Source organism: Citrobacter sp. Cf072 (assembly GCF_030334485.1).
Taxonomy (GTDB): domain Bacteria; phylum Pseudomonadota; class Gammaproteobacteria; order Enterobacterales; family Enterobacteriaceae; genus Citrobacter; species Citrobacter freundii.
The window spans coordinates 386,736-412,311 of sequence record NZ_JAOWDX010000045.1 but is presented as its reverse complement, the minus strand read 5'-3'; the positions used below and the strand labels follow the sequence as shown (position 1 = coordinate 412,311).

The following is a 25,576-nucleotide window of genomic DNA, read 5'->3' as shown; positions in this document are numbered from 1 at the left end:
GGAGCCTAAGGCTCCGGCAGTTACAGGCCGCGCGCCTTCAACGCCACATTCACTTCCCGATACGCCTCTACCAGTTTATCCAGCGTGATCCGGCTTAACCCGCTGGGATTCGGCAATACCCATATTTGCGTCGCGCCAATGGTCAGCGTCTGTTTTCCCCACTGCGCCCCACGCTGGCTAAGCCCCTGCTCAAATGCCTGCTTCCCGAGGATAGCGAGCGCGGCTGGCTGATACTCTTCTATTTTCTCAATAAGCAGACGACCGCCGCTACGCATCTCTTGTAGCTTCACTTCATTGGCTTGTACCGTTGGTCTGTCGACAAACTTAGTCACGCCGCAGCGGAAATCCAGCAGATGCTGTGCCTCTTCAGGTTTAAGCTGGCGATCGGTAAACCCCGCCTGATGGATAACCTTCCAGAAGCGATTAGCGGGATGTGCAAAGGGGAATCCTGTACCTGCGGAAGATAACCCCGGATTGATGCCGCAAAATACCACCCGCAGCCCCGGTGCCAGTATGTCCTTAACCATAATTACTCCGAACAATACATCAGAGGAACAAGTATAACGGACTGAAAATACATTGTTTATAAAAACAGCATCCGTACGCTTATGTCTGGATTGCAACGCGGAGTTACTTTATAATCCACCGCCACGGCCCCTTAGCTCAGTGGTTAGAGCAGGCGACTCATAATCGCTTGGTCGCTGGTTCAAGTCCAGCAGGGGCCACCAAATTTTAATTTTAGAATCAACCAGTTAAAAGAAGATCGCGTTTAAAATTTTTTTTACAACATCTTAACTGTCCCCTTTTTGTCCCCTCATGAAATTTTGTTGGCTCGTTATGGTGATACCTAAGATGGGGGCCTGAGCGTTTTTTTTGGAAAGTTACAATTTTTTAATGCTAATTAGTGCATGACAAATGTTAAGGCGAGGCGCTTGAGCATGTGCATTAACCTTTCAACCCAACTGCGCCATTCTATCCATAACCTTGAGGTAGAATGGATGGGCATTTCGGTCTCCCACATTGCGCTAAACCAATCCTCGTCATTGCTTCATAGTCTAAAAATGGATATCGGAAACGAAAAAGTATGAAAAAAATCATTGGTACCATCTCTACCCAGTTAGCAATATTCCTGGACAGCAATATAATCAGGCCGGACACACTATATAATCGTCTGAATGAAGATTTGGGTGAAATCATTGATGCCATGCCACAAACCATTCCTCTTCCGGCAGAAGCACCAGCGGACATCCCAAGGGTAATAGGAACATCGTCTTTTGGAACTTACGTTCTCAACGTTTCCTTAAATCGTGTTGACATTGTTAAAAATTATAACCCCTCAAATGATATGGAATCTGAAGTGAATGAGTTCTTACGAACTTCAAAAAACCTTATCATTAGTATTCTTCAAACACACAAAATAAACCGTTTAGGTTTGGTTGGTAACCATTACATCCCTACCAAGGATGCACAACAATTTATATCGAAAGCATACCTTAATGAAAAAAATCAGGGCAACGATGAAGTCTCATTAAGAATAAATAAAAAAGATACTGTTGATGAGTTCACTCTGAATAATGTCTTAAACATTAGTCAAGCTCATATTGAATCACCAGTTTACACAGGTAATGCAGTTCTTATACAGCTTGATTACAATAATGATCCGAACCATAAAAATCTTGATGAAAATACCGCAATAAAAATATTTAATGAAAAAGTCACAGCTTATAAATACAGCCATGTGATGGAGAATTGCAAACCATGAATGTATTTTTCGGAAACGGGGGAAAACAAGATGATTTAATGCGTGTTCAGGTATCATCTGCCTCCAGTAGCAGCAACAGAACAGCCGCTGGTTCAGGTACCGACACCAACTTACAAACTGCTTATTTAATCAAAGCTGAAATCGAAGATTTGATTAAAAACCACAGACCTAAAACTGAAAAAGAAATCAAAGCGGAAGGTGAGAATAGAATAAGATTTTGGTCTATGCTTTTTATCTTTATTGTTGTCGCTTTTTTGCTTGTTGTCATTACCATTTCGTCTTTCAAAACTGGAGAGCAACCTCCAATCGTTAATGGGCTAATGTCTCTAGTGACAACGCTCGTTGGCGGCATCGGTGGTTTTATATACGGCACCAAGAAGTAATAATATGCACAATCATATGAATCATCATCGATATACAATCGATGGTGATTCGTTAATTTTTGAGAACCGCCTGTTGAGATTATTGAACCCAGTCAGTACTAACAGTACATTGAGAGAATTCCTGTTTTTTTAGCCACCACGTTTGCCAATATCTTAATGAAGAATTTTTCAGTACTTTTATCTGACTCAAAAAAACTTAACCCACGCCATTTACGGCTTTCTTATAATCCCTGCAGACCTTAAATCCATTCTACTTAAATAAAAAAAACTCACCAAAAGATAAAAAACACAAATTTATCAATGAGTTATCACATTGCTGTGGAACTCAATTTTTTATATTACTGAAAAACACTGAAATTCCTTTCATACTTTTCAGTTCTGGTTTTCTGTGAAGCTGCCAGCCACAGCACGGTCTGGCGCTCTGTTTTGTAGAAAATGAAAACTGAAAAATTTTATCGATCCAGAAACCGCAGGCGGGTGCGGTGTAGTGCCGTTTTTGTCTGCGAAAGATTTATTTTGTCAGCGTGTAGCGCCGTCAGCGTCACGTGATAGCACAGATCCTTTTGTGGTGTTGCGCGGTAGTGGTCAGATAAAAGAAGCGCTTAGAATGCGTCTGGTGAGGTCTGGGAATGGGTACAAAAAAGCCCGCATTATGCGCGGGCTGATGGGATGATCAGGCGATTATTTTCTGGTACTTACTCCGGGTCTGACCTGCCTTTTCTGCCGTCTGGGTAAATGCTCCGGCATTGGTTGGCGTACCAACGCTGGGGTGTGAATGGCTCGCACATTGCTGCGCCAACTCTGCCAGTAAATCAATAGTGTCCAGCATCATGGTCAGGGTGTTGACGCTCTCACTTCCAATATGGACGGTTGGCCCCATAATCTGCTGACCGCCCGCCGCCAACGATTTACGCAATGCGGCAATCTTTTCAGTCAGGGTTCCCCCCACATCAACATCCACGGCTCCGGCCACCTTAGTGGACTGTTTCCCGGTTATGTCAGTTTCGTCATTCCCTTCAATGCTGGCCAACCTGTTGCCTTTCACGGCCTGGCTATAATCCCCTGCACTGACCTGCTGAATGGCTCCGGCCAGCAGGGTGGCGGTACCCAGCACCGTGGTTTTGTCAGTGGCTTTAACCGTCGTTTCACGGCTGATCAGATCGCGCCGTTCCGTATCGGCTTTAACCGTCCGCGCCATCGATGTTTCGCTGATGGTCTGATCGGTCTGTCTCACCCAGTCGCCAGCCTGGGTAACACGCTGCGACACTTCCGCCCGCTGCTGTTGCAGCTGCTCACCGGGTTTAACATCCGGCAGACTGGTACCATCCGGCAGCGTCTGCCTGATAAACGGTTTATCCGGGCGCCCTCCGGTAAACGCAACTTCAACCAGTGTTCCTTCTGGCGGGAACTGGAACATGCCGGAGTCATTCCCGGCCATAGGTACCGGCAGCGGCACCGCAGAATAAACCGGCGTCTGGTTATCCGGGTTGCCGTCTGCATCAAGCAGCTGCACATCAACGGCATAGCGCGGCCGGAACGGATCGGCAAAATTACCACTTTTCACCGCCTCGCTGGGTGCCACCACTCTGGCCAGCTTTGGCAGGTGCAGCCCGGAAGCCAGTTCCGGGTAATGGCTTTCAATCTGGCGCTGTGCCGGTGTTTTCTGTAATGGCTGACCTGTCGCGCGGTTTCTGGGTGTCCAGGTGACAGCCATTGTGTCATTGGTCAGATGTACTTTGGTCACGCGCTCCCCGTTCAGCTCCACACCCGGCCGCAGACTCTGGATCACTGGCAACGTAATGGAATTACCGCCCGCCGCCCCCTGGCTGAACTCTGCCGGGATATCGACCGGACGACCGGCAAACATCGCTTTTTCCGCGCCGCCCACATACAGGGAACCATCCGGCAGCTGGTACCAGATGTAATCCGGGATACTGAACGCCCTGCCCAGATTATTCAGCAGCTGATAACCCGTGCCGTTATGGGTGAAATGGGGGATCGGTTTATCGCTGTAAGGGGCATCCGGCACACTGACAGCAATTCCGCTGTTTTCCTCCAGCCAGCTGGCTACCTTGCGCAAAGTGGGATGCTGAAATGAACATGGCCACATCCTTTCAAATACGCCGACCAGCTCGCGAACAAACAGACGCTGAAAACCATTTTCGGCGGGTTGTGCGCGTTCCACATAGCCGGTAAACCAGCGCAAAAGGAGATCGGAGTATCCCACATCCAGCCGCACCAGTTTCCCGGTGTAATCCGTAGTTGTCTGTGCAGTGATAAATCCCCGGCCGCAGCTGTTCAGCTCCAGCACCAGGCTGGCATCCGCCAGGTGAACGTCATCCGTTGAAAGGTACAGGCGTTTAACTGGTTTCATCATTAACCCAAAGCATCATTGACGGGTTTCAGCACCCGTTTTTCAAACCACGTCAGTTTTTCTTCATCTTCCCCGGCACTCTGGCCGCCGGATTGTCCCGCATTACCGGCCGTCTGTTTTTTGGCAGACGTTTTGCCTGTTGCCCTGGCTTCCCGCTTTTCCTGCACGCTGATATGTTCTGCCAGGGTGAATGTGACCAGCCAGGCCATTTTCCCGTCCTGCTGCGGGGCATCAAGCATCCCGCTGAATGTCGCCTCGCGAAAATTCACGGCTCTGGCCACTTCATGCGCAACACGATATTTCTGGCGATTTCCTCCGGCATCCGTGGCGCTGGCCAGTTCAAAAATACGCTTCAGGATCTCCGGGCTTTTAAACGGAATTTCGCCACTGATACGCAGCTCTTTCCCTTTTGCCCCCTGTTCTGATTTGGTTGTGGCGCTTGTCTGGCCGGACTGGTCTTTATCCTGAAACTGCTGCGATACAGTCACGCGCATGTTTTTCAGCTGGATAGCCTCACCATTAAGCGCCAGTGTTGGGATCGAAGTCATGAATCATTCCCTTTATTCCATCCAGATTGTCACCGACCAGCATCACCGCCGCGGTATAGACGGCAGACGGTTGCGGGATATCCTTTACCAGTTCCAGCAGCGTGGTGGCCGTATCGCCGGTGCTGGTAAACACCCATGCTCTGGCACTTTTCCCCTGCAAATCATTCAGCCCGCTGGCCACATCACTGATCAGGCTGTCGCGCAGCTGCGCGAACTCACCCATTTGTTGCTTTAATCCGTCCAGGCTGAATCCCGCACTGGCCGCTTTTTGTGCCTGGCTGACAGCCGCCGCAGACAATGCCGCCCTGCTGGTTGGCACAGACAGCGGAATGGCCACCAACCCCGCCCCGGTTTTAGCGGGGATCTGCATTTTTTCGATGGACAGCGCCGCTGCGGATTGTGCCAGACGTTTTACCTGAGTGAATGCCGGTGCAGGGAAAACATCGACCAGACCGTTGAGACGGGTCATAAAATTCTCATGCGTCTGGCCTGTCACCATCATGATCATCACATCGGCATTCCCGCCCGTTCCGGCCAGCCTTTTAGCAAGATAGCGGACGGCGTTCACCGGGCTGAGATATGCCCCGTTATCCGTCTGCTGCCCCAGACCGTTTATCCACGGATGCGCCGGAACAACGGAACAATTCAGCGCGGCCAGTGAGTCAGTAAACGCCAGACGCGCTTCACGCCACATCAGGCACCTCCGGCCAGCTAATATCAGGCGCATCATCTGGATTTATGCGGTTAAGTAAAACGCGGTATTTTTTCCACGCCAGTAAAAGTGCCGCTTCCGCTTCTGTTGCAATATCAAGATCAACTGCGTCCTGTAAGGGGGCAATTTTTGATGCCGCCAGCGCCAGAAGACTTTCTTTTTGCTGCGTCGCCTGAGTAACCTGCGCCACTTTTTCCGCCTCCGTATCATGTACCCATTTTTTCCCGTCCCATTTCATAAAATGGCCTTCGGGCGCAATGGAAACAACATCATCCGGTAGTGCGCCTAACTGGCTAATTGTGGTTGCTTCCCCCGTGTGGATGCTGTAAACAATTTTCCCGCGATGGTCTTCAACCAGTGACCATTTATTAGAATCAGAATTAAATACTGCAATAAACCCCTCCGGCGCTGACGGCGGGGCAATATCTGTACTGAAAGCAGGCAATCCGGTATTTGCCGGAATATAACCATCACCCTGACCAATAAATTCATTCGTCGAAGATGAAAGGTTATAGATTGTGATTACCCGGTTGGAATCGGTCATTTTAAAAGCCATTATGCAAGCCTCACTAAGTAGTTAAATGCGGTGTTTTTTACGGTGTTTTCTGCCTGACCAGACGGCGAAACGGTCACTCCATGGCTGTGCGCACCAATGTAGACAGAGTGGGCATGCGCTCCGATTCCAACAATGTGGTCGTGCGCACCAATGTAGACAGAATGAGCATGATCCCCACCTGCATAAGTTGCCTGGGTTCCCGCCCCGCCAGCCCACTGACCACCGGCACCCACTTTCGCAAACTGCTGTGAAGTGTTGAGATAATAAACATCTACTGCGTGGGCGTGGTTGCCTCCGTTGTTTGTTGTTTTAGTTCCATAGTCAAAAGCCGAAACAGATTTATTACCGTAATCAAATCCGGTGGTGTCACGGCTTCCGAGGTCGGTAGCTGCGACCGTTGCGCCGTGGTCGTGTGACTTAATACCGTCCAGCTCCTGAGACAAGACCGCACGACCATCAGGCCTGCCCTTTATTGTCTGGCCTCGCATATCAGGGATAACGCCGGATGGATACGCCACTGCCAGCAACGGATAGACTGATTTATCAAAAGGCTGTCCCTGCATTAAGGCGTGACCGGGTGGAACAGTATCGGATGGCCACGGAATCGGCGCGCCAACAGGAAAACCATCATCCGGTGTCCACGGTGTCCATGCTTGCGTAGAATATTTGCTCCGCGAATAGCTTCGCGAACTGCTGTACACGCGATAAACCTGCGTTATCCCTGCGCCTTTTAAAACCATCAAGGAACCGGCGTTATTTTCCGGGTAATGCAATGCTGCGCTGGTATTAGCATTTGCTGGCTGAAAATACAGGCCCGGTGACTGGTAATTATCCAGATCCTGACCCGGACCAATTTCAATACACTGGCCTTCAAAAATATCCTGTGCCGTGACACTGATATCAGCGGTCAACGCATGCCCGTTAACCTTCCTTTCTGACGGAACGCGACCATTTGCATTCTCATTCACCGCTTTTAATGCCTTTGGCGTGACGGCCAGCTTTTCGGAATTACTGTCCGTGGCACTACTTAACTGCACAAACCCTTTTTCACTGGTTGAGGCATCAGGATGATTTCGTGACTGCTCATGCTTTTTCAGTGCGTCGCTGGCCTGTTGTTCGTTCAGCGTTCCTTTTGGCCGTAAATCCGTGATATTGCCATTCACATCAATGCTGGCCACGGCAAACACGTAATGCTGTACGCCGTTCTGCACGTAATCCGTCAGGTTTTCCGCCACGGTGATTTTGCACTGGGCATTCCACACACTGGTCAGTGATCCCGTCCAGCACACATCCAGCCAGACTTTGACCGGCTTGGTTGTCACGGTGATATTCTGATTTGCAGCCAGTGACGTACGTAGCCCCGCCACATAGCCGGTGCCTTTGGTGACAAAAAACTGATTACCCGTTTTACCGACCAGCCAGCCATCGCCAAAGAATGCCGCAGCCCCGTAAATATCCGTATTTTCCAGGCGCTGGCGTTCATCCATTCCGGCCATACGCGCCGTGAAGTCAATCTGCCAGGTCTCAGCCGGTGTATTAATCCCGGTTTCGGCCTGTGCGCCGTTGTACTCCATCAGAAACGAACGTGTCAGCACGTTCCCCTGTTGCCCTTCCGCTGTTTTCAGCTTTTGCTGCACAGGCGCATGAACAATCATGGCCAGGGTGCCGCTGGCCTTGTTCAGCAGTCCGATCCAGTTGAAACTGAAATCGCCCACGTCAGCGCCCAGAACGGCGGAATACACCACGCCATTTTCATTCACCACGCCAGTGCGGGTAACAGGCTGCCGGTGCACAATCTGCTCCACAGGCGGCAGTGCTTCACTACGATCAACGGGAATATCCGGGTTCAGCCCTGGCACATTCGCAAACACAAATTCATCCAGTAACACCGGCTCACCAGTCGCACCCTGCTGCGCTTTCCAGTGTTCAAACGCCAGCGTGATAGCTGTCTGTGACATATAAAACTCCTTACAAACCTGCGCTGAATGTCGCGCTTCGGGTTTCCGTCCCTGCTAACGAAGCCGGATAAACCACATATTCCCCCTGATCCCATCCGGCTCTGATGGCCATTTTTTCCGATGTGATCACTTCAAACTGATAGCGGCGACATGTTCGCCCGTACTGTCGGATTATCTGGATAAGCAGCTGCGTGTTGTCCGCTATCTGGCTGTCTGTCACACGTACCAGGATCACATCCCAGTCAATACCCGGCTGACGCTCCCGCAGCTCCACATATCCAATGCCCAGCCGTTCAAAGATGTTGATAAATCCCTCAACGGAACCGGCATCACGCGCATTCACGAAGGCAAACGCCACCCGTTTGCGGAACAGACTCAATGGCTCACCATCAAAGCGGGTTATGTCCCGGTCATACGCCAGCAGGTTCAGTAATGCCGGTGTGCAGGTCAGCGGATCAAACTGGTTCAGTGGCCAGGTTATCCAGCCGTAAACCTCCGCCCAGAATCGCCGGGCTGTTTTCAGCAGCTTGTTCGGCTCCCCCTGATTCATCCAGGAGGGAAGCACCATCCCGGCCAGCTTTTTCATGAACTCATTCATTCTCAAGACTCACTACCAGTGACTTCAGGCGCGGCACATTCAGCTCACTGGTAATGTCACCCAGTGAAAAGGACAGCGAATCCGCCAGCGCAAAGGTTTTGTGGATCTCCCGTCCCAGCTGAGAAAACGAGAACCGCGAATATGGCCACGTTTTTCTGACGTCAAAATCAGCGTTTTCACGAAAAGCACAGCGGATCATGTTTTCAATCCCGGCATTCAGACTGTTCCGTTCGTCGTCTGTCAGGTTGGCCAGATTTCTGACGTACACCGTCACGACCAGATCGTGGCGGGTTTCCGGCATGGCATAACACTGCATATCGTCGCCGTGGCCGTGGTGTCCCTGTGTGTTGATGTAATCATTCACCGCATTCACGAACGGTGCGGAAGCCACCCCACTGTCCAGCAACAGATAGGCGTTTGCGGTACCCGGTCCCCTCGGCGCTTCATGCTCAAAGAAAATCCGGTCAATACTCAGCCCGGCAACACCGGCAATCATTGAACGGTAAACCGCATCCGTGTGGTAATTGCCCACCAGATTGAACTGGTTGCGGCAGCGTTCACGCAGTTCATCATCGCTTTCTTCATCGGCACCCGGCACCGTCAGCCAGTTTTCCTCGCTGGCCACATGGCTGATACCATCCACGGCCACAGGCAAAATGCGGTAATACCCTGGCGCAAGGTTATAGGCTCCCCCGGTTCCGGTGGCTTTCACCGGCAGTAGGGCGCTGGCCGTGCCGGAAGGGATCACCACATCGCCCGTGGTCGCCAGTTCGTACACCCTGCCGTTGATGCGTTCAGTCTGGATAACCGTTCCGGCCTTCACCGTCACAACGGCTCTGGCATCTTCCTTAAAGAAACGGATCACACCCTGCGCAGCGCTGGCAGGTTTCGCCGTCACGTTCACCGCCCAGGCCAACAGGCGCAGCATGCTCCCGCTGGCCGTGGCCACAAACATATTGGCCAGCACCGTGGACACCAGAACCTCTTTCAGCCACATCACCGGCGCAGTCACAATGGCCGTAATTAACCGCCAGAACGGTGACATACGGGATGTGTTAGTGATCATGCCCTCCTCAGCCGCAATCGCATTAAAGCGATCCCGCACTTCAGATTCCGTCACCGGCATCCCGCTGGCCTTCACCACTTCCTCAAAATCAACCTGCGGTTTTTCCGTCATAAATCCACCTGCGCAGAAATACCGCCAAAGTCATAGGTGCTGGCCGTTATCCATAATCGTTTCTGGCTTTCCTCCCTGATTTCCACTGTTCCCGGAATAATCCGTTCATCATCTTCAATCAGTAATTCCATACGGGTAAAAATATCCGCCCGCATTGTTGGGCTGCGTTCGGCAATCAGTTCCGTTGCCAGCCCGCTTTCAATAATGGAATGAATAATGTCCTGTCCGATACTTTTACGGTTATTACACAGTTCAGGTTCATATCCGGTATTCAGAACAAAATCGCCGCCCTGAATAAGCAAATCAATATAAAGGCTCTCACTCATGCGCCCAGCTCCTGAAATTCCATTAACTGACCGGGTGTAATCATTTCTTTCGGATAAATGTTTACCGTGTCAATTTTCCGGCTATTGTCGGTCACGGACTTAGCATTACTGTTAATCGTTTTGGTAATTCCGCCCTTCTCAATACCTTTTAATTCGCCTCCGGTTAAAAGCCTGTCTGGGGTGAAACTATTTTGCGTCACCGCAGGAAGTGCGCCTTCAGCTTTCGCGGATTGTTTTAACTCCGGTACCGGATACACCGCTGTTTCATTTTTAGCGATACCTGCTGAAGCAGCGCCCGCCAGTTCAATATCAACACCCGGAATATTATTTAATTTACTTACAATCCAGTTCCATGATTTCAGAAAGCCGTTTTTAACCGACAGCCAGACATTATCAAACAATGACACAATGCCCATGGCCAGTCCGCTTAATGCCTGAGAAGGAGAAAACCCGGTCAGCATGGAAATAAAACTGTTCCAGCCTTCGCTGATAAACTGCCAGGCTGAAGCAAACACACCGGCAAGCCATGCCACTACCCTGGCGCATGCCTGAAATGCAGCGGTATCCATGACCGCGTTCTTTACCGTGTCCCAGTGTTTAATCAACAGCCAGCAACCGGCAGCAAGTAAGGCAACGGCACCAATCACAAGCAGGATCGGCCAGCTCATCAGATTGATACCTATCCCGGCCATCATTGCCGCCATACGAACCGCCAGCAACGTACCGCGCAGAAATTTCAGCGTGGCGTTCCAGGCAATCACAGCAATGTTCCCCAGCCAGACAGCAGCGGTGTAGACCTTCGTGACGGCCGTCAGCGCCACCCAGATCCCGCGCAACCCCATCATGATGAATCTGGAGACACCCATCACGATGTTGGCGACTGCGCCCACAGCCGCAAAGCTGAGTAAGGCCATTGCCGCATACCCGACAACACGCGCAATGTTGGGAAACAGCTGCATCCAGCGGGCAAAGGTCTGTCCCATATCAGCCAGGCGGTTCAGAACCGGATAGAGCACCGGGATCAACGTCAGGCCGATTACGGTCTGGATAGCCTTCAGGATTGCGACAAACCGATCCCACGGCTTCACCATTTTCTGCGCCATTTCCTGGGTACGCTTCAGACCGTCAGCACCGCCCAGTTCTGTGATATTGCGCTGAAGCAGCGCCACATTGCCATAAAGGTGTTTCACCACAGCCGAACTGTCACCAAATGCCGCATCCAGTTCAGCCTGGGCTTTCAGATTCCCTTCCAGGCTTTTGCCATACTTGCCCTGTAACTTGATCAGCATTTCAGGCATGGACAGCATTTTGCCGGTGGAATCCGTGAAGGACATCCCCAGCTTTTTACCGCCCTCAATGGCTCCGGTCATAAAGCCTTCATAAGCGCTGCTGGCTTCCGTGCCCAGTGTCCGCTGAAGCTGTCCCAGCACGGCCAGCTGTTCATCCAGCCCCACGCCGTAGTTAGTACCCACGCCGCGCGCCCCTTCCATCAAATCCTTGATAGCGGCCATTTCCGTGCCAAAGGTTTTGCGCATATACACCATTTTTCCGGCCAGCTGTTCAGCAAACTCAACTTTGCCCAGCCGGTTGGCATCGGCGGAAAAGTTACCGAACATCTGCCCCATAAACTCAGCGGTTTCCGCAGCGGTGGATTTAAGCGCAAACGCCAGGGTATTAGCGACTTTCGTCACTTTCGGCAGCTCATTCCCGGTCAGCCCGGCAATGGAGGCGTTTATACTTTCCGTGGACTGGACGAACTCCACCGCGCTGGCACCGTAGGTTGTACTGAAGCGCAGCGCATCACGCTGAACGGCCTTAAGAGCAGAATCATCGATCCCTTTTGCGGCCGCATCATTCAGCGCGTCATACATTTCAATGGCGGGCATCAGCGCACCTTTAATGGCCATCCCTGTACCCGCCAGCGCCAGAACACCGCCGCCAATCTGCATAAAGGCTTCTTTTGATTTTTCAGCAAAGCCCGTTACGTTGCCCTGCGCCTGTTTTAACGGGCGGGACAATTTATCAATAAGGCTTAATGTAAAATCTAACTGTTTCATTCAGTGCCTTTAAATGCTTTAGCCACGCCATTAGCCACGGCTATTCCCGTATATTCCCAGTGACGGTTATCCAGCCATATAGCGGCGGCAATATCGTCAACAGAATCCTGACCATGAGGTAAATAATGACGGCGAAGAATTAAATACTGTTCGAGTCCATTTCGTTCAATATCATGGACTCGCTTTGTCAGTTTTTTACTTCAATCTCCAGTTCAGGCGCGTAAATATCATTAACCTTACTGACCAGTTGCAGTGCTGCACCCGGACGTTTTAATACGTCAATCAGTGCTTCTTTCGTTTCCGGGGTAACAATACGCATCAGATAATTATTTGCAGGTGCAACTTTATTATCCATCGCCATTTCATTAATCAGTTTATTGTAGGCAGTCTGATTAGGTTCAAAAACAATATCCGCACCACAAACACTCAGTTTAATTTGTTCCATAAATAACATGCTCTCTTAAATTAATTTCATCGACTAACTGATTATGACGCGCCGCACACTGGCCATATATTTCAAGGTAAACAGTCAGCAGTTCCGCTGCATCTTTACCTGTTGCCCCGTTCAGGCGCGGCAGCTGCGTGGCGCATCGTGTTTTCAGGTTTTCCTGATAACGCACGTTCGGTACCGGCGACGGCGCTGTTGTACATGCTGACAAACTCATCAGACAGGCACCTGTTAGTAAAAACCGGCTTAAGCACTTCCGTGCGGATCTCTCGCGGTTGCGCATTTCTTAGCGCCTCCAGTTTATCTTCCAGCTCCCTGGCGGAATCACTGGCAATGCCCTGCATCACCTTTCGCGATTCATTTCCTGCCACCTGCGCCGCCGTGTTGATTGCCAGCTCCAGACTGTCGCGCCGCCAGTCAGCGGTCAGCCAGCCCCACACAAACGCCAGCGCCACCACAACCAGCCACTGCGCGTGACTCATCAGCGCACCCCGTTATGTTCCAGGCTGAAATGATTACCATCCGGTCTGGATTTGAAGCGCCCGCCCCAGCTTCCGCCCAGTGATTCCCAGTATTCACCCAGCGGCAGATAGTCCTCTGTACGGGTCTGGTACTGACCATTAACAAACAGGTTAAAATCCACGGCCAGACGCTGGGTGTGCAGACTGTTCGAAATACCGCTGCCCTTCTTCGCGTTCAGCGCCGCCTGTTCCGGGGTGCGGTACGCTTCGCCAAACGTCAGCCGGTAGCCGCGTTCTTCCGCCCAGTGGATCAGATTGGCCACCATGACAGTAAACAGCTGCTGCTTTTCACTTAACGTCACTTGCTGCCCCCTTTACCTAAAAAATCGATCCCCTTTCGGCGCAGCCAGGCTTCAACGCCATTCAGACCGAGAATACCCAGCGCGGAACCAATCCCGGCCAGCGCCAGTGGATGAATATCCGGGACAAAGTACAGTGCCACCCCTGCCGCAACCGACAGGGCGCTACCGACAATGACGCGCCCCGCAACCAGCCGCAGAGTTATCGGCTCCCCACTGCTCAACATTTTGCCCAGCGCAATCAGCGCCCCCATCACAGCCAGGGCAATAAACCCTTTCTCATAGTCCTGCATCCCTGCCCCCTATCCGATCAGGTTTTCCGTGGCTTCCGCTTCCAGATACGGCACACCGTTGATGTTCACGAACTTGGGACTGGTCACAAAATATTTGATTTTGTGTGTCGCCACACCGCCGCCCTTTGGATCGATATCCAGCAGATTACTTAGCTGGAGTTTGTTGCCGAACGATTCCACTTTCATTTCTTCGCTGCCCGCTTTGGCATAGAAAAGAAAATCCAGCGGCGGAATACCACGCCATGAACCTGCGGCGCGGGCTTTGGCCGTCAGTACACCCAGCACTTTGGAACTGACTTCAATTTCTCCCTCTGCGGCCACATCGCCATCAACATGGCCATCCGGCACACCACGGGTCTGGGCGGCGGCGCTGTTATCCGTGATATCGAGTGTGATTTTCTCGATGTGGATGAGATCGCCGTCAAGATAGGTATCAAACGACATACCCGAAATACGTTTGCTCATGCAGCGCCCTCCAGACTGGCATCCAGTAACAGACTGATGGTGATTTGCAGCGGGACTTCCCAGGTGCGTACCACCAGATAAATATCCACCGTCTTTTTGTTCTTCCAGACAATGGTCACATCACCCTCCTGCGGCGGCTTCACTTCCCCCGGAAATGACACGCCATTGATACTGGCCGCCGTGGACATTTCACGCAGTGGACGTGCAAACAGCGTCTGGTGTGCAGCAATACTGCCCGGTGTGCTGTTCAGTGAACGATCCGCAATTTTGCTGATAGCCAGCAGACGTACACGACGCGCCGCTTTATCGGCAACACGCAGGGTTTCAATAGACTGGTAATCGCCGCCTTCCACATCCAGCGTTCGCCCGTCAGCCCAGTAAAAGCCGTCATAATCCGGGTACCACATCGGTACACTAAAGCGCTGCGCTTCCAGTGCCTGAAGCGTGGCCAGCTCCAGAACCGCCCCGGTACCATCAACCGGCATTTCATCACTGCCCAGATTCAGCAGCGCCCCGGTTTTCACACGGGCGGGACTGTCTGCGATAGTCACGGCACGACTGCACAGACGGCCAGCCAGCACACCCGGCTCATTTCCCCACAGACGCGGAACCAGCTGCACCGCCTTCTCTGCAATACCATCCTGAATGGCAGACACACGGGTCAGGTAATCCGCCTGGGCTTCTTCCTCCTGCATTCCCTGCACGGCCAGGATGAACCACACCCAGCGCCCATATTTAGAAATCAGCGTGGATCGTAACGTCGCCGCCTGATTCACCGGGGCTTTGGCCGTCACATCACTGGACAGCACTACCCCTTCCACCGAACACACCACCTGTGCGGCCAGAACCGCTTTCACCCAGGCATCGTCCTCAGCATCTGCGGGAAGCACATGAATAAATGCCCACCAGTTCTGACCGGCGTTTGCCAGTGCCGCCAGAACATCGCTTTTCAGCGGGCTTTTCCCTTCTCCCAGCAGTGCATCAAAATCACTCTGGGCATTCACCGCCAGCGTTTTCCCCACATTTTTTGTACCCGTACCGATAAACAGCAGCGTGCGTTCCACTTCATTGGTTTCACCCAGCAGCTGGTTTACCTGGTTCACGGTCACGTTTGGCCAGGTCATGCTTTCCCCTTAATATCCTGCGCCTTAACATCCCAGCCAAAGCCGATGGCCTGAAGCTGACGCGCCAGCGCGTTATCAAATTCATCGTCACTCATGCCCAGAAAGACACGGGCAGGAAGATCCACTGTCCAGCTGGTTTTCACCGCCTTACCGCTGAGTTTTCGAATCAGTAACCCCGCCCGGCTGTATGGCATCGTTTGGGTTAACTCGCCCAGCGTGGGCTTTTTCCAGCGTTTACCGGTGCGTACCCGGTACCCCAGCGCCCGCAGTTTTTTGGCCTGGGCTGGCGTGGCCATTTTTCCGGCCTCCACCTTCCGTGGCTGGCTGCGACGGCTGACACTGACGTGCATCCCATTTTGTTGCGCATATCCGACTGTCCCGGCCGGTACCGGCGCTTCCCCGTTCCGGTAGCCACCGCCCTGCAAATAAATCCGCACCGCCTGAATCTCTGGCATTTCACGGATATGCAGCAGTTTTGGCAGGTTCCGCAGCATCTTTCCTTTGCGCTTCGTTTTACGCCCTGGCCATTTCTGACCATCTGGTGCTTCCTGATTGCGGACATGCCGTTTTGCTGCGGCAATCACGCCATATTTGGCCAGCCTCCAGATAAGACGCTGGCGCTTTTTGGGCGGCAGCTCCATGCTGGCCAGGGATTTACGCAACTCTGCCAGCTGTTTTTTATTCAGCTCGCCACCGGCAATCATTCGTTACCGCCTACCGGCGCACCGGTTTCATCCACGCCATAAATATTGGCGGTGATCGCTATCCAGACTTCAGGGTTAACCAGCGACCAGCGTTTTCCCTGCCACGGGATCACCCCGTTTTCGTCCTCCCTGATCACCAGTTCTTCCGCCATTGGTACCGTCAGCACAATGGTGGCGGTTTCCTCATCCTCCACTGACACATCCCAGTCCGGCTCAGCTTCAGTCAGGCCGACTTCATCCAGCAATTCCCTGTCAGCCTCATCCAGCCACGCGGCCAGCAGCGACATGAGCAACTGCGGCGGACACAGGCGATACGGGAAACGCTGCCAGCTGATTACCGCGTCATAGCGAATCACCGCCTGGCGGTACTGCCCCAGTCCGTAATCCTTCGCGGCAGGGATGAACTTCATTTCATCCAGCACACTGTCAAATGACTGCATGGCGCGCGGCGGCACGTTTTGCTGAAAAAATGCAGTCAGGCTCTCAAGCTGCGTCTGGCTCATACTTTTTTCACCGTTGCCCGTTTAAGCCCCTTCATGCGGCGGATCACTACTGAAGCCTCAGCCAGTAACCCGGCGCGGGTTTCCATACTCTCCTGCCCCGGATGGGTTTCACGCCGCCCGACAGTGGCGAACTCCCCCAGCAAATCCGCTTTTGCCCTGGCAAATACCGCTTTCATGTACTGGGCGCACAGGCTGTTAAGCCCGCCCATGCTGACACCCGGAACATCTGCCGCCAGCGTGTGGCCTTTTGCTTTCCAGCTGGCCTCAACGTTTTCCAGCTCGGCATTCACCTCCGCGACAGCGGCCAGCAGCGCCTGACTGATGGTGTCCGCGTCGATATCGGCTGGCAGTGACCGCTGCGCCTGAAAGTCCTTCAGATTCAGATCCGGCCAGAACCCGTTATTCGTCAGCGGTTCATCCTGATAATCCAGCGGTTTTCCGCTAAACATAATTCCCCCGAAAAAGGCGGACTGACCGGTTTCCACGGCACAGTGACACACGGAGTGTTCTGCCCTCCACCGCGTCCGCCTGGCTTGCGGTAGTCTTTACCCCTGCGTCAGTTTTCGGATACGGGCGGCAATCGTCTGCCGTGCCGTTTTGACGCTGATTTTTAAATAGTATTTTTCTGCGGTGGCCAGCAGTTGATCGGCTTTCTCCAGCGTTTCGATATCATCGACACTCGCTGCCGTTGTCTGGCCATCTTCGCTGCGCAGCAGCCTCAACCCAGCGAATTTGAACCACTTGGCCGTGACCTGTTCATGCAGCCGCCAGGTACTGGCGACACGCTCAAATGTGCGGGAGAAATACGGTTCAACACTTTCCCCGCGCCCTGATGTTTCCTGCGCCCAGGCCAGCATCGTATCGGCCACGAACGTAGGAAAATTGCTGCGCAACCGATCCGGGGTTGCCTGCTGCTGGCTGATTGCAATGTCAGCCCAGTCCAGCGCCTTATCCAGATCGCCCACGTCAAACAGCCAGATAACACACCAGGCAAATACCGGGTTGGCGTACACCTGCCCGCTTTCCAGATAAGCATCCACAGTCGGTGTCCAGCGCGGCAGCAACACATCCCGTTTAAACTCAACGCGATCAGCGATTGTCGGCAGGTTACGGCAATGTTCCACATCCGCTTCCAGCGCCTTAATCAGCAGGTGCATGCTTTCTGTGGTTTCCAGTGCCTGGCTGCGTTTCAGCTTTTGTTCCATCGCAATGCGCTGGCTGTGACGCTGCGCGGGAGAAAGTGCCATTTATCAGCCCTCTGCTGGTTCGGAAACCTTGCCGATGGTCACGGCAGATTCATCAATGGCCGCGTACAGCTCCGGCACTTCAACCGCATAACCTTCATTACGCAGGTATTTGTTTTCGAACTGCTTACGGTCTTCAACAAATTCCGCCTTACGCATGCGGGTGTTGCGCTGGGTGTAGATATGCAGATTAGAAAGCGGTGTGACGACCATACGTTTACCCGGCATAAACGGCGGGATAACAGCAGGACGGCCAGCAATGGTGCTGCCCAGCATCTGCGCCGCGATTTTCTCAGTCGGGCGATCTGCGGCCTGATACAGTCGGTATTGTTCAGCAGCAACCAGATCGGCACCGACCAGAACCACCAGGCGCGGGTCATTGCGGAACTGGGCAGGAATCTTGGCGTTAATCAGGTCTGAAGCCATTGCATCCAGTGACTTGTAATCCCCGGCCTCATCCAGCACGACCGGATCGGTCATAATCTGATTACCACCCAGCAGCGTTTTCATACGCTCATGCCAGCCGATGTTGACATCTTCGCCGTTCGGGTTATCCGTTGGATTCGTCGTTTTGGCACGGCTCTTACCGTTAAAACCAATACGCAGCATATCCAGCGCAAACGCCTGTGTGGTAAAAGCCTGGACCAGGTTGTAAAACTCGTTTTCGTCCTTACCGGCATTGGCCCAGACCGAAAGCAGATCCCAGCGCAGTGCGGCACAGCTGTCCGTTTCAACCAGTGAATAGTCATTGCCGTCCACGCCAACCTGACGAACAAAGCGGCCATTTTCACTTCGGCCGGTATGCAGCACGGAGGAACCGACAGAAATCACCTGGCCACTCAGTTGGTCAACATCCAGACAGGTGATCATGTTCAGGAACTCCACGGACTCCAGCAGCGCCAGACGCAGCGCGTTTTCCTGCGGGTCATTCAGGGAGAAATAACGACTGGTATCACGTGCGCCAAACTGCTGCGCCATACCACTCGAATATTTATCCAGTAAATCCCGTGCACGATTATTAAGGTGCATAAAACTCCCTCGCGATTAAGCGATAATAAAAATGTTTTGTACTAATTAACGTCAGAACGTATTACAGGAAATTAAATTTACCCGCTTTTTCTGAAATCTTGCGCCCTGGTGTACGGGTGGATTTATTACCCAGATCGTTAAAACGTTTAACGATATCTTTTGCATTATCACGAATAGCCGCAAATTCTTCGGTATCGACCACTTCCGCAATGGTATCCACATCACCCTGAACATCATTCAGCTGATTTTCAATTTTAGCCACACGGCCTTCCAGTTCGTTTACCGCGTTGGCCAGTGCCTGTAACTTATCATCACCCTGCGCGGTATCATCAGGCGGTGTTTCATCTTCAAACTTCGGTTTAATACCAAACAATTTTTGCCAGTTCTTCATTCGAATTTCCTGTTTAATTTTTCCGTCACGGGAAATCACACAACTGTAATATCCCTGCCTAGATAATTTTTTGCGCCGACTACTAAAGCGCAGCCGTGTGGTGCCAACACTGGCGGGAGTATCTGTAACCGCCAGCCCCTTGAGGTATGTACGCCCACTACCGCGCCAGTTTTCTGCCGGTTCAATCGAGAAGAACAAGAGCTGATCTTCATGGTTGGCGAATATCAAACGCATATTCGGGCAAAGGCTGACGTAAAGCCGCGCCAGTCCGTCCTCACCATCATGCCAGGTGGCTTCCAGTACCTCCCCAAAATTACCGCAATCATCCTCGTGTTCTGGCCAGATTAGAGCGACATAGTGGTTATAGTCATAGGTTTCCCCCATATCGATAATCCACTGGCGTTTAATATCCCTGCCGTCAACGGTATCCCCTTCGGTAGCAACACACAGCCAGTCAGTTTTTAAATGCGACATATCCCCCCTGATTTATTCACCGACGCTGCAAATCAATTATTGCCAAATAAAACCAACACCGCATCACGCTTTATTCTGAACAGTTCGGTTATCACGTATTACCGAACAGACGCGAATTAACACCGCCGTTTTTTCATAACAGCCACGGCATAATTATCCGCATGGCTAAATACTCAGAAGAACTAAAAGGCGTTGTCCGCGCACTTTATTTGCGCCGCTATACGCCCAAAGAAATTGCATCAGAATTAAATCTGCCGAATGCGCGGATCGTTTACTACTGGGCTGAGAAATACAGCTGGGCTGATTTACTCAGTTTTGAAAGCACAGAGGAGGCAATCGAACGCCGCTACCAGCTGCTGGCCAGCCGCGATAATAAAACCGATCTCGACCTGAAAGAAATGGACATGCTGATTGCCCACGCCACAAAGCTGCGTGCTCAAAGCAATAAGCATAAAGAAAAGATGGCCAGCGGCCAGAGTAACGGGCAGGCAGCTGCGCGGGACAGCAACAACGATGAACCCCGCCCCAAACGCAAAAACAGGAAAAACGATATTTCTTCTCTGACTCAGGCGGATTTTGACACCTGGGCGGAAGAACATCTTTTTGAATACCAGAAACACCTGCGCAGGAATATTGGCCAGCAGGTCAGGAACATCCTTAAAAGCCGCCAGATTGGTGCCACCTGGTATTTTGCATTTGAAGCCTTTGAAAACGCGGTCATGACAGGCGATCCGCAAATCTTCCTGTCTGCCTCCAAAGTCCAGGCGGAATACTTCCGGTCTTACATCGTCAACATTGCAGAGCAGTATTTTGGCATCACGCTGACCGGCAACCCGATCCGCCTCAGCAACGGTGCTGAACTGCGTTTTCTCTCAACCAACAAAAACACGGCACAGTCCTACAGTGGCCACCTGTACTGTGACGAATATTTCTGGGTGCCTAACTTCGCCCGGCTTAACGAAGTGGCCAGCGCAATGGCCACCCATGACAAATGGCGTACCACCTACTTTTCAACGCCCTCAGCCAAAACGCACCAGGCTTACCCGTTCTGGACGGGTGAAGAATGGAAACAGGGCAGCAAAAAACGCGCGGCCGCCCAGTTCCCGTCCTTTGATGAAATGCGCAACGGCGGACGGCTTTGCCCGGACGGTCAGTGGCGCTATGTCATCACGATGGAGGATGCCATTGCGGGCGGCTTCAACCTGGCCAACATCGAGAAGCTGCGCAACCGCTACAACACGGCCACCTTCAACATGCTCTATATGTGCGTGTTCGTGGACAGCAAGGATTCCGTATTCAGCTTTTCTGACCTGGAAGCCTGCGGTGTGGAGGTGGACACCTGGCAGGATCACAACCCGGACGCTGCGCGGCCATTTGGTGACAGGCCTGTATGGGGAGGCTTTGACCCGGCACGCAGCGGCGATTTGTCGTGTTTTGTGATTATTGCCCCGCCGATGTACGCCGCAGAGAAATTCCGCGTTCTGAAGGTCATTAACTGGAAGGGCATGAACTTCCGCTATCAGGCCAGGCAGATCGAACTCCTGTTTAAAAAATATAACTTCACCTATCTGGGAGTGGACGTTACCGGCATTGGCCAGGGTGTTTTTGACAACATCCAGCATTTTGCCATGCGCGTGGCCGTCGCCATTCGTTACGACATGAACACGAAAAATCAGCTGGTTCTGAAAGCGGCGGACGTGGTGGAAAGCCAGCGTATTGAATGGGACAAAAACCTGAAAGAGATCCCGGCCAGCTTTATGGCTGTACGCCGCACCACCACGCAAAGCGGTAACGCCATGACATTTGTCGCTGACCGCAGCCAGGACACTGGCCACGCAGAGGCGTTCTGGGCCATTACCCACGCACTGCATAACGAACCACTCAACTACGAAAACAAACCGAAATCCCGCTGGGGTGTAAGGAAAGAGGCTGCATGAGTAAGAAAAACCGCTTCGTTAAGCGCAACCCGCGCGGCGATAAGTCCAAAAAAATGAGCATCATCACATTCGGCAAACCGGAACCTGTCCTGACCACCGGCACGGATTATCGCGATATCTGGTACGACAATGCAGCCGATCACTTTACCCAGCCGATTGACCGGCTGGCACTGGCACAGCTTATCAATCTGAACGGTCAGCATGGCGGCATCATCCACGCCCGGAAAAATATGATTGTGTCTGATTATCTGGGCGGTGGCCTGACTTACGACCAGCTGGAAGCCGCGGCGTTCGACTATACAACCTTCGGGGATATTGCGATTGGCAAAATCCGCAACGGATGGGGGGATGTGATTGCCCTGGAACCTTTACCCGGCCTGTATATTCGCCGCCGCAAAGTCAGGGACAACGCCACAGACCAGCCCGGCGATTATGTGGTATTGCAGGACGGTGAACCGCAGGTATGGCCGCAGGAAGATATCATTTTTATCAAGATGTACGACCCGCAGCAGCATATTTACGGGCTGCCCGACTATATCGGCGGCGTACACTCGGCATTGCTTAACAGTGAAGCCGTAATTTTCCGCCGCCGCTACTACCACAACGGTGCCCATACTGGCGGCATTCTCTACACGCGCGATCCCAGTATGACGGATGAAATGGAAGAAGAAATTGAACAGCAGCTGCGTGACAGCAAAGGTATCGGCAACTTCTCCACCATTCTGGTGAACATTCCTGGCGGGGATGGGGACGCGATCAAGTTCATTGAAATGGGGGATATCTCTGCAAAAGATGAATTTGCCAACATCAAAAACATCAGTGCGCAGGACATTCTCAACGCGCACCGCTTTCCTGCTGGGCTGGCCGGAATTGTCCCGCAGAACACAGCCGGCCTGGGGGATGTTGAAAAGGCAGAAAGGATTTACAAGAAAAGCGAGATAGCGCCTATTCAGCGCCGGTTTATGACCGCTGTTAACAACGATCCCGAAATACCGGAACGTCTGCACCTTCACTTTGATTTAAGTTACACAGAATCAGCGGATAAGGATGCGGCATGAGGCGAAAAAGGCTAAAATCCAGGCATCATTTAACAGCTGGAGCATGGAATATGCGAGTTCTGAAAATCGAATGCCCGGAATGCGGCTCAAAGGCTGTTATTCGTAAAACAAACCGGAAGCACCGGCAGATTGCGGATATTTACTGCGCCTGTTCAGATGTGGAGTGTGGCCATACGTTTGTGATGAATCTGACGTTCTCCCACACTCTCAGCCCCAGCGCGAAAACGGGTGATGCGATGGTGCAGAAAATACTGAATGCACTTTCACCCGACCAGCGCCAAATGGCATTAGACCTACTGAAAGCGACTCCCGCCGCCTGATAAGCCCCCTTCCTGGGGGTTTTTAGCTTCTGTTCTGACCATCTTCCGCATTTCTCCAGCAATCTCACCAATCCAGGCCAAAGCGATTGTTTTTTCTCTCTGGTTACTTTCGTACACATGGGCAATTTTGGCCAATAACTCAATGCGCTCCAGCTGTGCCGACGCTTCCAAAAGATCCATTTAGCCCCCACAAACAATATATCACTGTATATACATACAGTACACCGTAAAGCACAAATTGTGAAATGTATTTTCCTGCCATCTACTGACAAATTAACGTGTTACACAGATTTATACCGCTACAACCACCCCGGCCACAGCTCGTGCATTGGCTCGCTTCGTGTCTCTTGCAACCGGCCATTACGGTAAATCAATGCCACCTGGCCAAATCTCAAACCACTACCCCGCATGAGAATGGCTATTTCATCGTCAGAACCATCAAAACCCCGGCTGCGCAATTCCAGTTTTAACCGTCTGCGGGTTCCACCCTCCGTACAGTTATTGACAGAACTCCAAGGGGCGGCGTTGCCGCCAGAAAAACCCGCCTCCGCTGGCGCTTCGGCCAACTTCGCAACCTTCTGCCACTTCACCAGGCGCGTACATACCGCTGAATCTGGAATCAATGGAGAATAGACACCCTGAACGCGCTGCACGTCCTCTGCGTATTCATTGCCCTGCTCTGTGATTTCATAAGCCAGACGAACAACCAGATCACGACGGGCAACCAGTGCGCCACCCTGCGCCTGGGTGTATGCCGCCCAGTCCCCAACATCCGCAGCAGCCAGAACCGCATCCATTCTGCGGTCAGTCAGCACCTGATCACGTAACCGGCGCAACTCGCGCCAAACTGTCACCGGCGCACCGCCAATCTGCTGAAACTGGCGAATGCGCCAGCGTGAAGCCCATGCAGAAACGGACTTGGCCATATCCCGCAGGTTCTCCCCTGTTTCGTCGTCCTGCTCACCATCCAGCGCAAACCCATCAATGTTTTTGGATATGTATTTGGCGATGTAACCCGTAGCCGAACCTTTAGCGGGATCGATGGCTTCAACATGGAAACGTGCCTTTAGCGCGTTTGGCGTTTGCAGTTCTTCGGAGTCGGTAATTCTGGCGTGATAGCAAAGAATATCGCGCACGGTATCCACATCACCAGGACGCATAAAAAGCAGCATGTGCCAGTGCGGTGTCCCATCGTGGTGAGGCTCTACCACACGAAAACCAAAAACATGGATACCAGCACGGGAAATAGCGGCGCGGGCTTTCGCCCATACACCGCATAAGTAGCGCTGGGTGTCCTGCGGGGTGCAGCCATCCCACTGTGAAACAAAGCCCCCTTTGCTGTGTACCGCATGGAATCGCGATGGCGCAGTGATGGTGTAAAACTCACCGGCCAGCCCTTCTTCATTGGCCATATCTTCAAATCCTCTCATTCTTACCATTAGCTCACAGCGACGGATCGCCGGATTAGCAACGCTGCGGTGCACCATGCTGTCCAGCGCAATACGCAGCCCTTCATCATTCAGCAGGTCAAACTTTTTGAAGAACTCAAGGTTCCGCTTTTTCTGGTCTATCCATTCACCCAGGGTTTTACGGGACACATAAGCACTGGCGGCTTTCTGTACCTGCCCCACGGCAATGGCCATATGCTCACGCTGCATATCACGCGCCCGCTTAAGACGCAGATACCACCATTCAGGTGCCATCATGCGAAGAATCCCGGATTCAGCCTTACGCGTTTCCAGTTGCCCGCCATTAGCTTCATGCTCTGCCCAGTACGGCGGTTGATTGTTCAGCATCAGGGAACATGTGCATAAATGGCGGTAAGACTCCAGCGTACGGCGGCGCAGCTCTGCGGCATCGTCAGTGCTGCCCACAAACTGATCGGTAAAGTCATACAGTGACTGGGAGATCCAGCCAGATATCTGGCCAGCCAGTTTTTTGAGTTCCGGGCGGTCAAGTGACGGTAGTCGCTCCAGCGACTTACCGAAAGGAAGATCAAGTGCATCAGCGGCCAGTTTGTAACGTGCAGCCACTTTGCGCAGACGTGGCAATACATTCCCGCCGATAGTTTTACGCAGGAATGTATTGGCACGGCGACGCCCGTCACGGCCAGCCAGCAGCTTTTCGTAACGGTTGCCAAAATACCCGGCTAACCAGTCGGGTATTTCATGCAGGTACAGGGAACGCCATTCATAATCCTGTGGGTTTACAGCCCACAAACGGCGTTCTGTGATCGTTGCATCTGAAGGAGTGCCAGGCGCAAAGGTTTCACGCCGCCAGGCATTGACGGCGTGGTGTTGGCCAGGCTCCAGCAT

The 25,576-nt window shown here is 52.3% G+C and carries 31 protein-coding genes and 1 tRNA gene; 6 read left to right on the top strand and 26 right to left on the bottom strand.

Translation table 11 applies throughout. The annotated features are described in order from the left end of the window. Nucleotides 1-20 precede the first annotated feature (20 nt). Complete coding sequence (mug, locus tag OGX66_RS14345; protein ID WP_048218614.1) at nucleotides 21-527, bottom strand: G/U mismatch-specific DNA glycosylase; 507 nt, start codon at nucleotides 525-527, stop codon at nucleotides 21-23. 125 nt (nucleotides 528-652) lie between these two features. Here mug and OGX66_RS14340 point away from each other — a divergent pair. From OGX66_RS14340 to OGX66_RS14330, 3 genes are all read left to right on the top strand, one after another. Then, nucleotides 653-728: transfer RNA gene (locus OGX66_RS14340), tRNA-Ile, on the top strand. A 356-nt stretch (nucleotides 729-1,084) separates the two neighbouring features. After that, nucleotides 1,085-1,762: a hypothetical protein gene (locus OGX66_RS14335; protein WP_253141618.1), complete on the top strand. Its 678-nt coding sequence runs from the start codon at nucleotides 1,085-1,087 to the stop codon at nucleotides 1,760-1,762. Then, the gene (locus OGX66_RS14330) at nucleotides 1,759-2,145 is read left to right on the top strand and encodes a DUF4231 domain-containing protein (protein ID WP_253141620.1); all 387 of its coding nucleotides are present in this window, start codon (nucleotides 1,759-1,761) and stop codon (nucleotides 2,143-2,145) included. The genes OGX66_RS14335 and OGX66_RS14330 overlap by 4 nt, the downstream gene beginning before the upstream one ends. Nucleotides 2,146-2,818: 673 nt before the next feature. Here OGX66_RS14330 and OGX66_RS14325 read toward each other — a convergent pair. The 23 genes from OGX66_RS14325 to OGX66_RS14220 form a co-directional block, all read right to left on the bottom strand. Next, entirely contained in the window at nucleotides 2,819-4,522 is a 1,704-nt protein-coding gene (locus tag OGX66_RS14325; RefSeq protein WP_286511732.1) for a hypothetical protein, read from the bottom strand. Continuing rightward, on the bottom strand, nucleotides 4,522-5,067 hold the full coding sequence (locus OGX66_RS14320) for a baseplate complex protein (protein WP_003838080.1): 546 nt from the start codon (nucleotides 5,065-5,067) through the stop codon (nucleotides 4,522-4,524). The genes OGX66_RS14325 and OGX66_RS14320 overlap by 1 nt, the downstream gene beginning before the upstream one ends. Beyond that, complete coding sequence (locus tag OGX66_RS14315) at nucleotides 5,039-5,761, bottom strand: hypothetical protein (protein ID WP_286511730.1); 723 nt, start codon at nucleotides 5,759-5,761, stop codon at nucleotides 5,039-5,041. Before OGX66_RS14315 ends, OGX66_RS14320 begins: the two co-directional genes overlap by 29 nt. Next, nucleotides 5,751-6,335: a tail fiber assembly protein gene (locus OGX66_RS14310; protein ID WP_286511728.1), complete on the bottom strand. Its 585-nt coding sequence runs from the start codon at nucleotides 6,333-6,335 to the stop codon at nucleotides 5,751-5,753. Before OGX66_RS14310 ends, OGX66_RS14315 begins: the two co-directional genes overlap by 11 nt. Beyond that, nucleotides 6,335-8,293 carry a phage tail-collar fiber domain-containing protein gene (locus OGX66_RS14305; RefSeq protein WP_286511726.1) on the bottom strand — a complete coding sequence of 653 codons (1,959 nt, stop codon included), beginning with the start codon at nucleotides 8,291-8,293 and terminating at the stop codon, nucleotides 6,335-6,337. The genes OGX66_RS14310 and OGX66_RS14305 overlap by 1 nt, the downstream gene beginning before the upstream one ends. 10 nt (nucleotides 8,294-8,303) lie before the next feature. After that, the gene (locus tag OGX66_RS14300; protein ID WP_048998134.1) at nucleotides 8,304-8,891 is read right to left on the bottom strand and encodes a phage tail protein; all 588 of its coding nucleotides are present in this window, start codon (nucleotides 8,889-8,891) and stop codon (nucleotides 8,304-8,306) included. Next, nucleotides 8,884-10,068 carry a baseplate J/gp47 family protein gene (locus OGX66_RS14295; protein ID WP_286511723.1) on the bottom strand — a complete coding sequence of 395 codons (1,185 nt, stop codon included), beginning with the start codon at nucleotides 10,066-10,068 and terminating at the stop codon, nucleotides 8,884-8,886. Before OGX66_RS14295 ends, OGX66_RS14300 begins: the two co-directional genes overlap by 8 nt. Further along, the gene (locus OGX66_RS14290; protein ID WP_286511721.1) at nucleotides 10,065-10,394 is read right to left on the bottom strand and encodes a DUF2590 family protein; all 330 of its coding nucleotides are present in this window, start codon (nucleotides 10,392-10,394) and stop codon (nucleotides 10,065-10,067) included. Before OGX66_RS14290 ends, OGX66_RS14295 begins: the two co-directional genes overlap by 4 nt. Further along, nucleotides 10,391-12,451 carry a phage tail tape measure protein gene (locus OGX66_RS14285; RefSeq protein ID WP_286511719.1) on the bottom strand — a complete coding sequence of 687 codons (2,061 nt, stop codon included), beginning with the start codon at nucleotides 12,449-12,451 and terminating at the stop codon, nucleotides 10,391-10,393. The genes OGX66_RS14290 and OGX66_RS14285 overlap by 4 nt, the downstream gene beginning before the upstream one ends. Then, nucleotides 12,448-12,591 carry a DUF6890 family protein gene (locus tag OGX66_RS24620; protein ID WP_370922079.1) on the bottom strand — a complete coding sequence of 48 codons (144 nt, stop codon included), beginning with the start codon at nucleotides 12,589-12,591 and terminating at the stop codon, nucleotides 12,448-12,450. The genes OGX66_RS14285 and OGX66_RS24620 overlap by 4 nt, the downstream gene beginning before the upstream one ends. Nucleotides 12,592-12,638: 47 nt before the next feature. Beyond that, nucleotides 12,639-12,896 (bottom strand): putative phage tail assembly chaperone, encoded by a 258-nt coding sequence (locus OGX66_RS14280; RefSeq protein WP_021293731.1) that lies wholly within the window; start codon nucleotides 12,894-12,896, stop codon nucleotides 12,639-12,641. After that, nucleotides 12,883-13,071: a hypothetical protein gene (locus OGX66_RS14275; protein WP_096880779.1), complete on the bottom strand. Its 189-nt coding sequence runs from the start codon at nucleotides 13,069-13,071 to the stop codon at nucleotides 12,883-12,885. Before OGX66_RS14275 ends, OGX66_RS14280 begins: the two co-directional genes overlap by 14 nt. Beyond that, complete coding sequence (locus OGX66_RS14270) at nucleotides 13,001-13,381, bottom strand: hypothetical protein (RefSeq protein ID WP_000017542.1); 381 nt, start codon at nucleotides 13,379-13,381, stop codon at nucleotides 13,001-13,003. Before OGX66_RS14270 ends, OGX66_RS14275 begins: the two co-directional genes overlap by 71 nt. Further along, a complete protein-coding gene (locus OGX66_RS14265; RefSeq protein ID WP_000175561.1) occupies nucleotides 13,381-13,722 on the bottom strand; it encodes a M15 family metallopeptidase in 342 nt (113 codons plus the stop codon). Before OGX66_RS14265 ends, OGX66_RS14270 begins: the two co-directional genes overlap by 1 nt. Next, complete coding sequence (locus OGX66_RS14260; RefSeq protein ID WP_048225932.1) at nucleotides 13,719-14,012, bottom strand: phage holin family protein; 294 nt, start codon at nucleotides 14,010-14,012, stop codon at nucleotides 13,719-13,721. Before OGX66_RS14260 ends, OGX66_RS14265 begins: the two co-directional genes overlap by 4 nt. 9 nt (nucleotides 14,013-14,021) lie before the next feature. Next, nucleotides 14,022-14,477 carry a phage protein gene (locus OGX66_RS14255; RefSeq protein ID WP_000044253.1) on the bottom strand — a complete coding sequence of 152 codons (456 nt, stop codon included), beginning with the start codon at nucleotides 14,475-14,477 and terminating at the stop codon, nucleotides 14,022-14,024. Then, entirely contained in the window at nucleotides 14,474-15,601 is a 1,128-nt protein-coding gene (locus OGX66_RS14250; protein ID WP_286511716.1) for a DUF2586 domain-containing protein, read from the bottom strand. The genes OGX66_RS14255 and OGX66_RS14250 overlap by 4 nt, the downstream gene beginning before the upstream one ends. Beyond that, the gene (locus OGX66_RS14245) at nucleotides 15,598-16,305 is read right to left on the bottom strand and encodes a hypothetical protein (protein ID WP_286511714.1); all 708 of its coding nucleotides are present in this window, start codon (nucleotides 16,303-16,305) and stop codon (nucleotides 15,598-15,600) included. Before OGX66_RS14245 ends, OGX66_RS14250 begins: the two co-directional genes overlap by 4 nt. Then, complete coding sequence (locus OGX66_RS14240) at nucleotides 16,302-16,808, bottom strand: phage tail protein (protein WP_048225937.1); 507 nt, start codon at nucleotides 16,806-16,808, stop codon at nucleotides 16,302-16,304. Before OGX66_RS14240 ends, OGX66_RS14245 begins: the two co-directional genes overlap by 4 nt. Then, nucleotides 16,805-17,257 (bottom strand): head completion/stabilization protein, encoded by a 453-nt coding sequence (locus OGX66_RS14235; RefSeq protein WP_172616068.1) that lies wholly within the window; start codon nucleotides 17,255-17,257, stop codon nucleotides 16,805-16,807. The genes OGX66_RS14240 and OGX66_RS14235 overlap by 4 nt, the downstream gene beginning before the upstream one ends. A 96-nt stretch (nucleotides 17,258-17,353) precedes the next feature. Beyond that, entirely contained in the window at nucleotides 17,354-18,055 is a 702-nt protein-coding gene (gpM, locus tag OGX66_RS14230) for a phage terminase small subunit (protein ID WP_286511713.1), read from the bottom strand. 3 nt (nucleotides 18,056-18,058) lie between these two features. Continuing rightward, nucleotides 18,059-19,081, bottom strand: a complete 1,023-nt coding sequence (locus OGX66_RS14225; RefSeq protein ID WP_003838043.1) for a phage major capsid protein, P2 family — start codon at nucleotides 19,079-19,081, stop codon at nucleotides 18,059-18,061. A 61-nt stretch (nucleotides 19,082-19,142) separates the two neighbouring features. Beyond that, nucleotides 19,143-19,946, bottom strand: coding sequence for a GPO family capsid scaffolding protein (locus tag OGX66_RS14220; RefSeq protein WP_286511711.1), 804 nt, complete (start codon nucleotides 19,944-19,946; stop codon nucleotides 19,143-19,145). A gap of 161 nt (nucleotides 19,947-20,107) precedes the next feature. On the opposite strand from OGX66_RS14220, the gene OGX66_RS14215 reads away from it, so the two are divergent. The 3 genes from OGX66_RS14215 to OGX66_RS14205 are packed head-to-tail and all read left to right on the top strand — an operon-like array spanning nucleotide 20,108 to nucleotide 23,261. After that, nucleotides 20,108-21,883, top strand: a complete 1,776-nt coding sequence (locus tag OGX66_RS14215; RefSeq protein ID WP_048225943.1) for a terminase large subunit domain-containing protein — start codon at nucleotides 20,108-20,110, stop codon at nucleotides 21,881-21,883. After that, a complete protein-coding gene (locus OGX66_RS14210) occupies nucleotides 21,880-22,941 on the top strand; it encodes a phage portal protein (protein ID WP_286511709.1) in 1,062 nt (353 codons plus the stop codon). Before OGX66_RS14215 ends, OGX66_RS14210 begins: the two co-directional genes overlap by 4 nt. After that, complete coding sequence (locus OGX66_RS14205) at nucleotides 22,938-23,261, top strand: Ogr/Delta-like zinc finger protein (protein ID WP_012602735.1); 324 nt, start codon at nucleotides 22,938-22,940, stop codon at nucleotides 23,259-23,261. Before OGX66_RS14210 ends, OGX66_RS14205 begins: the two co-directional genes overlap by 4 nt. On the opposite strand, the gene OGX66_RS14200 is transcribed toward OGX66_RS14205, so the two are convergent. Then, complete coding sequence (locus OGX66_RS14200) at nucleotides 23,235-23,441, bottom strand: hypothetical protein (protein ID WP_286511707.1); 207 nt, start codon at nucleotides 23,439-23,441, stop codon at nucleotides 23,235-23,237. The two genes, OGX66_RS14205 and OGX66_RS14200, sit on opposite strands and share 27 nt — an antisense overlap. A gap of 119 nt (nucleotides 23,442-23,560) precedes the next feature. Then, nucleotides 23,561-25,576 carry a replication endonuclease gene (locus tag OGX66_RS14195; RefSeq protein ID WP_286511942.1) on the bottom strand — a complete coding sequence of 672 codons (2,016 nt, stop codon included), beginning with the start codon at nucleotides 25,574-25,576 and terminating at the stop codon, nucleotides 23,561-23,563.